Annotated in this window: 11 protein-coding genes; 3 read left to right on the top strand and 8 right to left on the bottom strand. The window is 40.0% G+C overall.

From position 1 onward, the window contains the following. Positions 1 to 226: 226 nt before the first annotated feature. From cobT to brnQ, 7 genes are all read right to left on the bottom strand, one after another. Entirely contained in the window at positions 227 to 1,660 is a 1,434-nt protein-coding gene (gene cobT / locus I6751_RS03105; protein WP_196591669.1) for a nicotinate-nucleotide--dimethylbenzimidazole phosphoribosyltransferase, read from the bottom strand. Continuing rightward, positions 1,660 to 3,843, bottom strand: coding sequence for a Tex family protein (locus tag I6751_RS03110; RefSeq protein WP_196591670.1), 2,184 nt, complete (start codon positions 3,841 to 3,843; stop codon positions 1,660 to 1,662). The genes cobT and I6751_RS03110 overlap by 1 nt, the downstream gene beginning before the upstream one ends. A 79-nt stretch (positions 3,844 to 3,922) precedes the next feature. Then, a complete protein-coding gene (locus I6751_RS03115; RefSeq protein WP_196591671.1) occupies positions 3,923 to 4,999 on the bottom strand; it encodes a DUF871 domain-containing protein in 1,077 nt (358 codons plus the stop codon). 97 nt (positions 5,000 to 5,096) lie between these two features. After that, positions 5,097 to 6,431, bottom strand: coding sequence for a PTS transporter subunit EIIC (locus tag I6751_RS03120; protein ID WP_196591672.1), 1,335 nt, complete (start codon positions 6,429 to 6,431; stop codon positions 5,097 to 5,099). Further along, positions 6,419 to 7,342, bottom strand: a complete 924-nt coding sequence (gene murQ, locus I6751_RS03125) for an N-acetylmuramic acid 6-phosphate etherase (protein ID WP_196591673.1) — start codon at positions 7,340 to 7,342, stop codon at positions 6,419 to 6,421. The genes I6751_RS03120 and murQ overlap by 13 nt, the downstream gene beginning before the upstream one ends. Before the next feature lie 179 nt (positions 7,343 to 7,521). After that, the gene (locus I6751_RS03130) at positions 7,522 to 8,082 is read right to left on the bottom strand and encodes a hypothetical protein (RefSeq protein WP_196591674.1); all 561 of its coding nucleotides are present in this window, start codon (positions 8,080 to 8,082) and stop codon (positions 7,522 to 7,524) included. Positions 8,083 to 8,190: 108 nt separating this feature from the next. Further along, entirely contained in the window at positions 8,191 to 9,555 is a 1,365-nt protein-coding gene (brnQ, locus tag I6751_RS03135; RefSeq protein WP_231037949.1) for a branched-chain amino acid transport system II carrier protein, read from the bottom strand. A 368-nt stretch (positions 9,556 to 9,923) separates the two neighbouring features. Between brnQ and I6751_RS03140 the strand changes: the two genes are divergently transcribed. Continuing rightward, positions 9,924 to 11,198 (top strand): dicarboxylate/amino acid:cation symporter, encoded by a 1,275-nt coding sequence (locus tag I6751_RS03140; protein WP_196591886.1) that lies wholly within the window; start codon positions 9,924 to 9,926, stop codon positions 11,196 to 11,198. 151 nt (positions 11,199 to 11,349) lie between these two features. Here I6751_RS03140 and I6751_RS03145 read toward each other — a convergent pair whose 3' ends face one another. Further along, on the bottom strand, positions 11,350 to 13,083 hold the full coding sequence (locus tag I6751_RS03145) for an ABC transporter substrate binding protein (protein WP_196598985.1): 1,734 nt from the start codon (positions 13,081 to 13,083) through the stop codon (positions 11,350 to 11,352). A gap of 284 nt (positions 13,084 to 13,367) precedes the next feature. Here I6751_RS03145 and rfbD point away from each other — a divergent pair, with 284 nt between their 5' ends. Both rfbD and I6751_RS03155 read left to right on the top strand, forming a co-directional pair. After that, on the top strand, positions 13,368 to 14,225 hold the full coding sequence (gene rfbD, locus I6751_RS03150; RefSeq protein ID WP_196591676.1) for a dTDP-4-dehydrorhamnose reductase: 858 nt from the start codon (positions 13,368 to 13,370) through the stop codon (positions 14,223 to 14,225). Positions 14,226 to 14,251: 26 nt separating this feature from the next. Next, positions 14,252 to 15,643: a mannose-1-phosphate guanylyltransferase/mannose-6-phosphate isomerase gene (locus tag I6751_RS03155; RefSeq protein ID WP_196591677.1), complete on the top strand. Its 1,392-nt coding sequence runs from the start codon at positions 14,252 to 14,254 to the stop codon at positions 15,641 to 15,643. Positions 15,644 to 15,657 lie beyond the last annotated feature (14 nt).

Consider the following 15,657-nt stretch of genomic DNA (forward strand, 5'->3'; position numbering starts at 1 on the left):
TGACTATTACAGTACACCTGCTGTGGGAATTTATGGATAACGGTGTAATGAGAGATTGATTTCTATAAATAAAAAAAAGAACTGCCGTATGCAGCCATTTTCATTCATAATGCAATATGCCACTTTCTTTATCCGTATTCAGAAAGGTGGGAGACAGTACAGCGGTAGTGATTTATATTTTTATGAATTCAATGAGTTGTTTCATGCGACAGTTCTTTTTTGTAAGTCAAATTTCTTTTTGCCTGCCGGCACCGGGGCCGTCATTGGCGACGGCAACTGCAGCTTCAGCAAAAGTTTTCATATCATTAAGCATGTGGAGGGCTCCCTCTATCAGTATAAGACCGATTCTTTCGGCAGCGTAGCTGTTGGTTACCGGCTTTTTCAGGCAGTGGCTGGTTTGGATGATATAGGGAAGCAGTTTATTTTTATTGACAATGATATCGGACAATAAAGGTCGTTCTTTTTGTAAGGCACCTGCCAGATATACAGCAATTTCCTCGAATTTTCCCAGGCAATGTATTGGTTTGGTCAGATTGTCGATGCGTTCCTGGCATTTGTGCATTATTGAATCATTCAGCTGCAGGGCAGTGTTGATTGGCAGTGTGGTAAGAGCTGTAGAAGCAGGTACGGAATTAGTTCGAACCATATCATATAATTCCACAGCTAATTCGATAAAACGACAGATAACGGCAGATCCGGCAGTTTCACTTAACTGTAAGTGCAGGTCTATATAAGGTGACAATCCTAATTTTTTCAGGGCGGCCTGATGTGCCGGCTCGCCGGCCAAATGGGAAGGCATGAGATGCGTCGCTGATGCGGGACAGATGGCCTGGGCAATAAGGGCAGCCGCCGCGGTGTTGAAACCGTCAAGGATTACCAGACAATTGTTGGCAGCAGCACCAAGAATAATTCCGGCAAGACAGCCAAATTCAAAACCGCCGATTTTTGTTAATACATCTATTCCGTCATTGGTACGGGGTGCATTAACGGCAAGAGCCTTTTTTACGACAGCAATTTTGGTTTGGAGTCTGCTGTCAGATATATTGGTGCCCCTGCCGGTTGCCTGTTCCGGGCTTAGTCCACAGATCGCTGCGGCAATAGCGGCACTGGAAGTGGTGTTGGCAATGCCCATTTCTCCGAGTAAAAAGCAGTTATATTTTTTTCGAACTAGTTCATTGGCAATATTTATTCCTGTAATTAAGGCTTTTTTGGCATTATTTTCGGACATGGCCGGTCCGTCAGTAAAATTATTTGTACCTAATGCGATTTTTTTATTGATCAGTCCGGGTAGATTATTAAGATTGGCAGCAATCCCCATGTCGACTACCAGCATGTCCGCACCGGAAAAGTTAGTCATGGCGTTGGCCACAGCGCCTTTATTGATCAGATAATTACGGGTCATATCGATAGTGGTTTTTTGTGGATAGGCACTGACCTTCATAGCACAAACACCGTGGTCGGCGCAGGCTATTACTGCAGCTTTTTTCGGTTTGCGCGGATTGATCTGCCCGGTTATGGCAGCATAGTTCAAAAATATATCATATAATCCGCCTAAACCGAAAATGTTGTGCAGTGCTGCGGCAGGTCCGGTTTTTACTGAAGCGATGAATGCATCATCTACGGGAGTTATTTTATTTACAGTTGCTGTGATTATTCCCATTAAGCTTTTAATTCCTTTGGTACTTGTTTTAGGCTGAGACCGATCCTGTTTCTGGCGGCATCGACGTTTATCACCATGACATCAAGGATATCACCAACTGAGACAACATCTAAAGGATGCTTGACTCGTTTATAGCTGAGTTCTGAGATGTGGATGAGTCCTGCTGTTTTAATGCCAATATCGACAAACACGCCAAAATCAGTAATGTTTCTTACTGTACCGCGCATGATCGTACCTACTTTGATATCATCAAGTTTGACAATAGCTTTTCTGGTGAGTGGAGCCGGTAAGTCTTCACGGGGATCACGACCGGGCTTTGCCAGGGCATCGATGATATCGCGCACAGTTGGAACACCGGCTTTGAGGGAAACGGCCATTTCGTCCGGGTTTACCAGTTTCAGCTTGGCTTTTAGTATTTCCAGCTGCTTTTTGTCATTGATATCATCTAGTGTGAACCCGAGTTTATTGAGCAGCTGCTCAGCAATTTTATATGATTCGGGGTGTACAGGTGTATTATCGAGCGGCATCGTTCCATCGTTGATGCGGAGAAAGCCGGCACATTGGGTATAGGCTGCCTGACCTAAGCGGGTCACTTTCAAAAGTTCTTTGCGATTTTCAAAGCTGCCATTGGCATCGCGGTATTTTACGATGTTTTTGGCAACGGCTGCATTTATGCCGGCAATGTGTTTCAATAAGGCGGCAGAAGCTGTGTTTAAGGCTACGCCAACATGGTTGACGGCTGATTCGATTACGGTATCCAGTGTAGAATTCAATTCTTTTTGGTTTACATCGTGTTGGTACTGTCCTACGCCAATAGCTTTGGGATCGATTTTTACCAGTTCAGCGAGTGGATCCTGGATACGGCGGGCGATGGAGACGGCACCTCTGATGGTTACATCATAGTCGGGCAGCTCTTCTACAGCAAGTTTGGAAGCTGAGTATACAGAAGCGCCGGCTTCACTCGTGATAAGATAATGTACATTCAGATTGTTGTCGGCAATCAAATTCGCAGTAAATTCTTCTGTTTCAAAGGAAGCAGTGCCGTTACCAATAGAAATTAGTGTTACATTATATTTTTTTATAAGCTGCAATACTTTTTGTGCAGATTTTTCTTTGGCGTCTTCGCTCATGGTTATATACAAAACACCGTGGGCAAGAATCTGCCCGGTGGCATCAACAATGGCCATTTTGCAGCCTGTACGATAGCCGGGATCAAGCCCCATTACGACATGTCCGGCCAGAGGAGCCTGCAATAACAGTTGTTTGAGGTTGGCACCAAAGATGTTTATAGCCTGTTTTTCGGCATTTTCAGTCAATAGCGAACGGATTTCACGTTCCAATGCAGGAAATAGCAATCTTTTATAACCATCGGATAAGGCAGTCTGCAGCGTTTGTGTGAAAATTGATGGACGGGTAATAAGTTTATCATAAAACCGTTGGATATTTTTGTCGTGGTCGGCGGTGAGCTTTACTTTAAGTGCACCTTTTTTTTCACCGCGGTTTATTGCCAGAATGCGGTGTGAAGGGAGAGTCCGTATTGGTTCACTATAGTCTTCATACATGAGGAAAGCCTGTTCCGGGTCTTTTTCGGTATCGCGGATTGTTTCAATCAGACCTTCCTGCCATAAAACTTTGCGCAGCCAGGCACGAATAACTGCAGTCTCAGTTGTGCTTTCAGCTATTATATCCATGGCACCGGCAACAGCATCATCAGCAGAAATCACTTCTTTTTCGGGATTGATGTATTTGACAGCCAGATCGTTTATCGTGCCGGCCGTAATTTTTTGCTCTAACATGAGCTGCGCTAGTGGTTCCAAGCCTTTTTCCCGGGCAATCATAGCACGGGTGCGTTTCTTTTGTTTATATGGAAGATAAATGTCTTCCAATTCCTGAAGCTTTGTGGTTTTACTGATGGCTGCTTTTAGTTCGTCAGTGAGCTTACCTTGTTCGTCAATATTGTTTAGTATTTCAGTTTGACGTTTTACCAGATTACGCAGATAAGTTAATCGTTCCGACAAATCACGCAGTTGTTCTTCCTTCAATTCACCTGTAGCTTCCTTGCGATAACGGGCAATGAAGGGAATAGTGTTTCCTTCGTCAATGAGTTTCACAGCAGCCGTAATTTGTTTGGGTGCTATATTCAATTCTTTAGCAATAGAAGCATTGATATTTTGTTCTAACAAAAAGTTCCCTCATTTCATTTAGTACTGATATGTTATTATAGCATGAAATATTGTGCTGATATATGAATTGAAACAGTTATCAGGAAAAGTCCAGCCGGAATTTTCTGCCGGGAGTTATATATCGCAGTAAAAATATTTCATTGGCAGGAATCTGACCGACAACGTTTGTTTTTTCATCGGCAGGCTGGGGATTTTTTATAATTTGCAGTTCGCCCTTGTAGCGTCCGTATAAATCATTATCTAACGTTATCATGCCAATCTGACGGTCTATGGAATTTGCTTGTGTGATAGAAAGATCATTGAATAATTGGCGGCTTTCTTGTGTTCTTATAACATCACGGGCTTCATCAAGACGAGCAGTGAAAGTGTTGTGCTGCAACAATTGTCCAACAGCAGGATTTTTATTGTAAAGACGGGCCTTTATAGTGACAATGTTTTCTTGTAGGTGGGCCAGAGTTTGGATTTCATCAATTGTAGGAAAGCTGTCACCAATGAAAATTGAATTGACACCGAGAGCACATAGGTGACGGGCTGCCAGGTCAAAGGGCAGACGACGGTGCTCTTCTAAGGTTGGCAGTCCTTTTTTCAAGGGAGGCCGGGGTCGATTATGGCTGGGTATAAAAGCGCCCACTTTTATACCGTTTTCCTGCAGCATTTGTGTCTTATCGGCCAGTAATTTTTCCGATATGCCGGTACCGGGATGCGGATAGAAATTATGCAAGGCATCAATGTGCGAAAAATCAGCGTTATACAGTGCCAGTTCATTGAGGATACGTCTGGTAACAGTGGATGCGTTAAGCTGAAGTTTTATATCGCAAGAATTATGGCTGAGCTCGCTGATCACCGCATTTTCATAACCATAATCGATACGAAGGCGTTTGATGCCTTTTAATTTAAATAAAGAAGCGTTGAATTTTTTGCTGCCGAGTAATGTCAAAGTGTCAGGGGAAATATCAGCAATGATTTCCATATTGTTTTGTGATGCCGCTTTCATAAGTTGGTCAAATTGGCTGCGAAAATTGGCAAAATTGGTTTCGGGGATGTGGAAGGAAGTAAATATTCGTTTGATATGGCAGTCAGCAGCAATATTTATCAGCTGCAGATTTTCTTCAAAAGAATTTTCCAGACCGGGATAAAGAGAAATGCCGTTGTTCATCAAGTCACCTCATTAAAATAAAATAGCTTAATTGATACATTCTGGGAAGGCGGTTTGTCCGCACAATAAGTAATTTTGTGATATCGAGCATACAGAATTATTCATCAGGATCTTCAAAACCGACAAGGTAGGTAACAATGAATCCTGTAAGATAGGCAGTAAAAAGACCAAATAGATAGGCAGGCATGTTGTCGGTAGCAGCTGTCAGGGGTAGACCTGATATACCTATAGCAGAAGCACCTACGTTGTTCATTGCCTGGATACCGCCGCCTAATGCACCACCAATGCAGGCTGTAAAGAATGGTTTTCCCAAGGGCAGGGTGACGCCGTAGATGAGTGGTTCACCAATGCCCATTATGCCGACAGGCAGTGCGGAAATAATGATTTTTTTTAGTCGTTGGTTTTTGGTTTTGCAATATACGGCAAAAGAAGCACCGACTTGTCCTGCTCCGGCCATTGCCAAAATAGGCAAAAGTACGGTTACACCGTATTTGGCTAATAATTGTGCGTGAATAGGCGTCAGACCTTGGTGCAGTCCGGTGATGACGAGAGGTAAGAATGTGCCGCCGAGGATAAATCCAGTCAGCATGCCACCGGAACTGATAGCGGTAGTTACTGTCTGTCCGATAAAGTCGGCAATTATACCGCCGACAGGCTGTAAGATGAATATTGCTGGGAAAGTAGCAAGTAAAATGACCAGCAGTGGTGTGAGAAATAGATCAAACATCTGAGGAATGATGTTGTGTAGTTTTTTTTCCAGCCAGGAAGAAAAAGCTACAACCAGTAAAACCGCTATGATACCGCCGCGCCCGGCAGAAAGTTTTTCATCAAACAGCATTATATCGGATAATGCCGGGTGAGTTATGATCACGGCCATTGTTCCACCCAGCATAGGGGAAGCACCAAATTCTTTTGCCGCGTTGATACCGACAAAGATGTTAATACCCCAAAAGACACTGGTGCCGGCTATTTTTAATATTTGGATTATTGGATTCAGGCTGAGTGAAGCATCTGTTTTCAAGATGATATTTAATAATCCGGTTATAAGGCCGCAGGCAATAAAAGCGGGAATCAATGGCAGAAAGATGCCACTGATTTTTTTTAACAGTAATTTAAATGGGGTAGCATTTTTTTTGCGGATGGCAGTGTGTAATTGCTCAGCTGCAGTAAAATCAGGATTTGAAATGGTTTTGTTATTTATAAATTGCTGCATGATTTCGGTAGCTGTCGTGGCTTTACCGGGACCTAAAATTATCTGCAGTTCATTGCCGTTCAGGACAACTCCCATTACACCATCGAGTTTTTTTATTTTATCAAGTGGCAGATTGTCGGTAATGGTCAATTGCAGCCGCAATCTGGTCATGCAGTTGTAAACTTTATTTATTTTATAATTGCGCAGTAGGAGATAAATTTGTTTTATTAATTGCTGCATTGTTTAACCTTTCCAATATCAGTTTGTATTTGTCTGATAGAATCGTTGCTGCAGGCAAGTAATTTTTGTGCCTGTGGCATGTCAGCACCAGTCAGGTGCATAACAATGGCCAATTTTACCCTGCCGTTGGTTTTTTTTAATAATTCGACAGCTGATTCATAAGAAACATCGGTGGCAGCCATGATTATGCGCACGGCCCTTTCCTGAAGTTTTAAGTTGGAGACATGCACATCAACCATTAGGTTTTGATATACTTTGCCGAGCTTTATCATGACTGCAGTGGAGAGCATGTTTAAAAGCATTTTTTGAGCAGTACCGGCTTTCATTCGGGTGCTGCCGGTTATGACCTCCGGTCCGGTTATCATTTCAAGTGGAAAGTCGGCATAGCGGGCAATGGCTGAATTGCTACAGCAGGCCGCGCTGATGGTTGTGGCACCAATTCCCTGGGCATATTTCAATCCACCAATAACATAAGGAGTACGGCCGCTGGCGGCAAGACCGACGAGTACATCATCGGATGAAAAGGCTTTGGCTTTTAAATCATCTTCAGCAGATTTTTTGTTGTCTTCAGCACCTTCTTGTGCTTTGAATACAGCTTCTTTTCCTCCGGCAATTATTCCTTGTACAAGCTGTGGAGAGATGCTGTAGGTCGGCGGACATTCAGCTGCATCTAAAATACCAAGACGTCCGGAAGTGCCGGCTCCAAGATAAAAAAGCCGCCCCCCTTTTTTTAATTTATCAACGATATTGTCAATGGCGGCAGCAATTGCTGGCAGGATTTTTTCAACGGCATCAGCGACTTTTTTGTCTTCGTTGTTAATAATACGGCATATAGTAAAGGTATCTTTTGTATCTATATTCATAGTAAAAGAATTGCGATTTTCTGTGTTAAGTTTTTTTAAATCAATCATAAATTATGTCACCTGTCTATAGTTAAATTATAGATATTATTATAGCAAATATAATTGCTAAAAACATGGATTCGCGGTCTTATTTTTTGTTTCCAAATGGATTTGAGACCATGAATAATAAAAACGACAGTATTTTTACTGTCGTTTTTATTATTCATGGTCTCAATGATGCTGATTAATTAATCAATGTTGAGTGGTTCGGCCTTTACAGCAAATGCTTGAGCCGGGTTGCTAAGAGCAACCGTGGCATACCATACCAGCACACAGTCACCATTTTGTACATTTTGCAACTCAACAGAGACGTTTTGAGGAATTGTCACATAAGTATTGGTGCTTTCATCGAGAAAACGAACACCATTCGCAGTTTTTTGCGGGTCAGATACGATAGCATACATTGCGCCGGTTTTGTTCTTGGGAGTCATGATCAGTGCATAGCCATGTGACTGCGGTGGCAGACTGCGAGTCATTATATGGCTATAATATGCCATAACATCATCACCAACATTGAGACGGTCAAGTGGCACATCTTTGCCGGATTCGCCGGATAAAATCAATGTGTCCCATCCAACCAATATCACTACACTGTTTTTATTATTATTATCAACAACGGTGATGTAATGATTATTGATGCCAGATATGTGTCCGCGCAAAATAAGTGGTGATTCGGGTTTAACAGGGGCAGCCAGAACTGTGGCATTGAACAAAAGGAGAGCAGCGAGCATGAAGAAAATCTTTTTCATTAAATCCTCCTAATAATGTATACTGTTAATATACATTATTATACGATAAAACAATAATGTGGTCAAATGTATGACTATAACGTTAACTATTTAAAAAAAATAGATACATTAATGCTGATTAAACGTATTAAAATTACTTTTCAGACAAAATATACAGCCGATTATAAAACCGATAACGGCTGGTAATATCCATCCCATGCCGATATTAAAGAAGGGCAGTAATGAATTATAGATATTTAAAATAGATTGAATAAACTCGGTATTTTTTATTAAGAGAGGCAGATTGTTGCAGGCATCGCCCAAAGCGGCAAATATAGTAAAAATTGTTGTTGTAACATATACGATCTGCTGATTGCCAAATAGTGGAGACAATAAGGCCAAGAGTATCAAGGTTATGGATAATGGATAGAGGAACATCAATACGGGAACGGCCAGATTAATTATTTGAGTTAAACCTACATTACTGATAATAAAGGAAATTATTGTAAAGACAAATACATAGTTTTTGTATGATAAGGAGTTGGGAAACATTTTATGAAAAATATCCGAGCAAGCGGTTATAAGGCCGATAGCCGTTTTTAAACAAGCCAGTGTGACTATGATGGCAAGCAGGACATCACCAATCATTCCTAAATAATAGTCGGCTATTTGGGCTAAAGCAATACCGCCATTACTGGATACGGTAAATTGGTTGACACTGAATACACCAATATAAGCTAAACAAGCGTAAATTATGCTCATCAGTATTAAGGTCACAATACCGGCTTTTATTGTACCAACGGCTATATCACTGGGCTGATTCAATCCTAAGCCGCGTAATGTATCAATTACGATAACTCCGAATACAAGTGATGCCAGAGCATCCATTGTGTTGTAACCTTCCGTAAAACCATGAAAAAATGGTGCGGTTTTAAAGGCATCGTGGGCAGGGGGAATAATACCGCCGCCCATCGGCTGATAAAAGGCGATGATGATGAGAATGGCCAAAAATAATAAAAATAGAGGATTTAGCACTTTTCCTACCCACAGCAATATTTTATTGGGCTTGAGAGAAAATATGAGAGCAATAAGAAAAAATAGTAAAGTAAAAATGAATAAGGACAATGTTTGATTTTGCGGGGCAATATACGGTGCCAGACCAATTTCATATGATACTGAACCAGTCCTTGGCAAGGCAAAAATTGGTCCAATGGTGAGATTAAGGGCAACTGTAAGAAAAACAGCATAATAAGGATGAATGCGGCTGGATAGATCATACAGACTGGAACTTCCGGATATGCCGATTGCTAAGACACCAAGAAATGGAAGTCCTACCCCGGTGAGGAGAAAACCCAAAATTGTCGGTATGATATTATTGCCGGCTTCCTGCCCCATATGCACTGGAAAAATCAGATTTCCCGCACCAAAAAACAGGCCGAACAGCATTGAACCGACAAATACATAAGATGACAAAGAAAGTTTCTTGTGAATCATGAAAATGGACACCTCTTTAGATTGTTTTATGACGATAAATTTAAACTTTGAAGATAAAAATTTAATATATACTAAATTCATAATAATTTATAAGTGCAAAATTTAAATTAGTATATATTTTAGCATATTGTAAAGGTAAGGGCAAAATTATTATACAGCAATCTTTTGGGTCAAATAAATAATTTTTGGATAATGAATCAGTAATGTATACTGTACACTTTTTAATAATATGGAAAATTTTTCAGATTTAGAGTATAATAACAAAATGTAATCATTCTTATGACAAAATGTAATTAACCGTTAGAGAGCAAGATTGAAAAAGATATTGCTGCTAGTGTATTACAAAGGGAGGTTGTACTATTTTGAGTATGAAATTTTTTAAATCATTGCATTTTCAGGTATTTGCATCAATAATAATTGGTATTGTATTTGGCTATTTATACCCTGCCCTTGGTACGGAAATGAAACCGTTGGGTGACGCATTTATAAAATTAATTAAGATGATTATAGGTCCGATTATATTTTGTACTATAGTATGCGGTATTGCCGGTATGGGTGATATGAAGAAAGTTGGCCGGGTCGGTGGTAAAGCCTTGCTGTATTTTGAAGCAGTAACTACGTTTTCCCTGTTTTTTGGCATATTGCTCGTAGAAGTTTTGAAACCCGGTCAGGGAATGAATATCGATCCATCGACACTTGATGCGTCGTCAGTGGCTGCATATGCACAGGCGGCACAGACACATACTGTCGGACAGTTTTTTATGAATATAATTCCCAATACAGTAATAGATGCTTTTGCAAAAGGGGAAATTTTGCAAATATTACTATTTTCAATTATATTTGGCTGGGCGTTATCGAAGATGGGAGAAAAAGGCAGGCCGCTTTTGCAGATTATCAATGATGTTTCACAGACATTTTTCAAGATTGTTGATATAATTATGAAATTGGCACCGGTGGGGACCTTTGGTGCAATGGCATTTACCATTGGTGCTTACGGGATTGGATCATTAAGCAATTTACTGAAATTACTCGGAACTTTTTATCTGGCATGCTTTTTGTTCTTGATGATCATTATTGGACCTATTGCCAAGTGGGCCGGGATAAATTTTTTTCATTACCTCAATTATTTTAAGGAAGAACTTTTGGTTGTATTTGGTACGGCATCATCAGAAAGTGTTTTACCGCGTATGATGGAGAAACTGGAAAAATTGGGCTGCTCTAAATCTATTGTTGGATTGGTCATACCTACAGGGTATTCTTTTAATCTTGATGGGACGTCGATTTATTTGACGATTGCAGCTATATTTTTGGCACAGGCAACAAATACTGATCTGACTTTTACGCAGGAAGCAACGATAATTGCAGTGCTGCTGCTGACTTCTAAGGGAGCATCCGGAGTTACCGGCAGCGGTTTTATTGTGCTTGCCGCTACACTATCAAGCATGCCGTCAATACCAGTAGGGGCGTTGGCACTTATTTTCGGTGTAGATCGTTTTATGACACAAGGCCGGGCTTTAACAAATCTGGTTGGTAATGGTATTGCAACTTTTGTTGTAGCACGTTGGGAAAATGAGCTGGACTATGATAAAATGCAGGTAATTGCCAGTAATGGTAAAAGAAGTACTAAACACGAATTAGTCTGAATGAAATTATAAAAAGAGGCTGTCGTACCGATGGCATTGACATCATAGAAATGTAATTCACCGTGTTATCCTCCTGCTTTTTTGAGGGCGGATAAGAAAACTGGGATATTGCATGTTTATGAATGAAAATGCACACGTACAGCAGCCTTTTTTATTGTTCTGTTATAGTGACGTTGCGTCCGGAATTTTTACCGTTATAAAGAGCCAGGTCGGCTCTTTTTATAATATCTTCTTCGACGGCATCGTCAATATGAATTGTTGAAACTCCCAGGGTAATAGTAACATGTAATACGTTGTCATTGTGTATCCAGATTTTTTTATCAATTAACTGCCGGATATTTTCAAGTTTATTTTTAGCTTGTTCCAAGTTGGTTTTTGGCATCAGTAAAATAAATTCTTCCCCTCCCCAGCGTGATGCTATATCGATTCCGGATAAGTTTTTTTTCATGATTTTAGATACTTCGATTAAAATGAAATCACCGGCGTCATGTCCATACTTATCATTTACTTTTTTGAAAAAATCTATATCAGCCATGCCTAAAGACCAAATTTCTTCGCTGATTTTAAATTTTTGAATCATTTCTTTAATTTTTTTTGCTGTGTAGCGGCGATTATTTAATCCGGTCAATTCATCTGTTATTGAAATTTCATGTAATTTTTTATTTAAGGTAGTAAGATAATTATTTGTATTTTCTTGCAAGATTTTTGTACTTGTCAGTTCAGCTATAGTTTTTTCCAATTCCGAAGTTCTTTCACGGATGATTTTTTCAAGATTAATGTTTAGCTGGGTTACTTTATTTTCAGCTTTTTTTCTTTTTCTGTATGTTATGAACAAAAAAATAGTCAGTGATGTTTCAAGCAAAATAACAATGCTGCCGTAAATTATCCAGTTTTTATAGTGTGTCCATAGAGAAGGCGGTTTATTTTCTATTTGCGTATTTTCCGGTAGTAAGTTTTCATTTATTCCCCAGCGGGTAAGTTCGTACCAATCAAAAATATATTGATTTACGCAGTTAGGTGTATTGATGACAGGAGAAAGCTTTTTTTTCGCTAAAATATCAATACAGGCTTTTGCTGCATATTGGCCGACTTGTTTCCAGTTATGCATATAGCCTCCTGTTGCCCCTTTACCTATATAATAAGAATTTATCGTATATATGGGTACTTTGGCTGAATGGTATATTTTTTGGAAAATTTGCAGAGGAAGGAGTTTTTTGTTATCATCATATCTATTCCAAAATAAATATAATATTGCTGTATCATTTTTAAAAGTATTTATATTATTGTATATTTCTTCATAATCCATTTTATTGGAAAATACGAATTGAATATTTGGATATTTATCTTTATTGGCGAGAATAGATTTTATTGCGCTGTGCCCAAGTGGTGAGTCATTGACGATTATGAAGATTTTCTGTGTATTTGGCCGGGTGGTAAGGATCAACTGAATAATCTTTTCTTTGTCATCGTTGTCACTGGAAATAATTGTGAGATTGTCAAATAATTGTCTGTTTATCGGTACGGGATCATTGACTTGAATGGCTGCAATAGGGACGTTGGGGAATATTTTTTGCGAATAAGTTTGCAAAAATGGCAGCATGAAACTATCGCAGATGATAAGATCCGGCGGCGCGTTTTTAAATTTTGCTGCGAGGTGGCGGGCCATTTCCGGCAGGTAATCATCTTGTGATGCAAAATGGATTAAGTCGAAGTAACTATAAGAATATGTAAAGTTATAAGTATCGTCTTTATTAAATTGTTCTTTTATTCCATCTATCCAAGCATTAACGGAAGGATAATCCGGGTTATACCCGCTGATAAAAAGAATATGTTTATCATTTTCTACTGTCTGGCATTCAGCTGTTTCGCTCAAAGCTGTTATCATAATAATTATCATAAATATGAAAAAGTAATGTTTAAAATAAAATCGTTGCATGAAAAATATATACCCTTTGTAAAAAATTAAATTTTATAATCTGATTAAACAATAATATATATTCATTATACACAATTATTTAGATAAGTACATGAAAATGTACTTTTTATGATGGAAAATGGCAGAAGTTATTACTTAAAGGGTATTTCTGATAAACAGAAATATATAATAAAGGAAAATTTATTAGTAAAGGCGAATTATTGTTTACGATGATAAATGTATAGAGGGATATAATGAAGATTTTGGTGACAGGTTGTTCGGGGCAATTGGGGTTTGATGTATGTCGAGAGTTGACGAAAAGAAGAATTGATTATTATGGAGCGGTAAGAAAAGATTTTGATTTAATTGATGGTAAAGCTGCTGCAGCTTTTGTCGCGGCCTATGCTCCTGATGCAGTAATACATTGTGCAGCTTACACAGATGTTGATAGTGCGGAAGATGAAGTAAATGTTTGCCGGAAAATCAATGTTGATGCAGCGCGGGTAATGGCTCGGGGTTGCAAAACTATAGGGGCCAAGATGATATATGTCAGTACGGACTATGTATTTGATGGAATCGGTGGGGAATTTTATCCGGTGAATGGATTAAAAGCGCCGTTGAATGTTTATGGACAGTCTAAATCAGACGGAGAAGAGGCTGTCCGCGGTTCGCTTAACGAGTGTTTTATTGTGAGAACATCGTGGGTGTTCGGAATAAATGGTAATAATTTCGTCAGAACAATGCTGCGCCTTGCTGAGTCGCATGATGTACTCAAGGTAGTTGATGATCAAGTCGGTTCGCCGACATATACAGTAGATTTGGCAGTATTGCTATGTGATATGGTGATGAGTGATAAATATGGTATCTATCATGCAACAAATGAAGGAATCTGCTCGTGGGCAGAATATGCCAGGGAGATATTCCGGCAGACCAAAATATCTGTACAAGTAATTGGGCAGCCTGCGGTGTCATATCCAACAAAAGCCAAAAGGCCGCTGAATTCTCGTTTGAGTAAGAAGTCGTTGGAGGATGCCGGCTTTACCAGATTACCGGATTGGCATGATGCATTACAGCGGTATATCCAGGAGCTGCGGGATAAAGGATCAGTGTAAGTTGTTTAGAAAAAGGAGGCAGTGTTTTGAAAGTTATAATTTTGGCAGGCGGTGGCGGTACGAGATTATTCCCGCTTTCACGTAAAAGAAGGCCTAAGCAGTTTTTACATATAAATAAAAATAAATCACTTCTGGCTGAAACAGTAGAAAGATTTCGTCAGTTGGTAAAGGCAGAGGATATCGTTATTGTTACCGGCAGGGACTATCTGTTTTCGGTACAAAGTGAGCTGGCTGAATGCGATGCATCAGCTGTTCATATAGTATTGGAAAGCGCGGCCAGAAATACGGCACCGGCAATAGCTCTGGCTGCGCAGTACTGCTGTGATGTATTGGGCGGCAGTGAAGATGAAGCATTGTTTGTAGCGCCATCAGATCATATTGTGCGGCCAATAAGTGTATATGGCGATATGGTACAGAAAGCGGCTGGGAAAGCCCGGGAGGGACAGTTTGTCGTGTTTGGGGCTGAGGCGGTGCGTCCTGAAACAGGGTTTGGTTATATCGAGGCAGGAGAAAAGCAGTCAGATAAAACATATAAAATAAAAGCCTTTAAGGAAAAACCCGATAAGGCAACAGCCGTTGAGTATATAAAAAAGGGAAATTATTTTTGGAATGCAGGTATGTTTTGTTTTACATGGCACACATATCGTGAGGAACTACGCAAATATGCAGAACCGGTGTATCGCTGTATATTGGAAACTTATGCGCAGACAGCAGCAGCCTTTTCCAAGATGCCGGGTATTTCCATTGATTATGCTGTAGCTGAAAAAACGCAGCGCGGAGTGATGGTGCCGCTGGATTTATATTGGAATGATGTTGGGTCATGGGATGCTCTTTATGAAGTATTGGATAAAGATTCCTCCGGAAATGCTATCAAGGGTGACTGCATCAGTGTAAATTGTTCGGATAGTCTGCTTTGGGGTCAAAGCAGACTGATAGCGGGAATTGGACTTAAAGATATAATGGTGGTGGAAACGGATGATGTGATTTTAGTTGCGCAAAAAGGTGAATCCCAGCATGTCCGTGAGATTGTAAACAGACTCAAGGCTCGCGGCAGACGTGAAGTAGATGAACATACAACTATCTATTATAAATGGGGTTATGCGACGCTGTTAAATGAAGGAACGGGTTATCGTATGAAAAAACTGACGATAAATCCAGGCGGTGTGTTGCCGGAAAAGATGCATTATCATCGTGCAGTACATTGGATAGTGACACGTGGTGCCGCATTGGTCGGTATAAATGGGCAAGTACGCATGATGCATAGCAATGAAAGTGTATTTATCCCGATGACTACGCCATATAAAATAGAAAACCCCGGTAAGGTGCCATTGATAATAATCGAAGTGTCCAGTGGTGAGTATTTGGGGGAAGATGATGAGAAGTTTATCAGTTCGGAAAAGGATGTTATAAAGGGATAGCAGATGAAAGAAGG

The organism is Pectinatus frisingensis, assembly GCF_015732285.1.
GTDB classification, from domain to species: Bacteria; Bacillota; Negativicutes; order Selenomonadales; family Selenomonadaceae; genus Pectinatus; species Pectinatus frisingensis.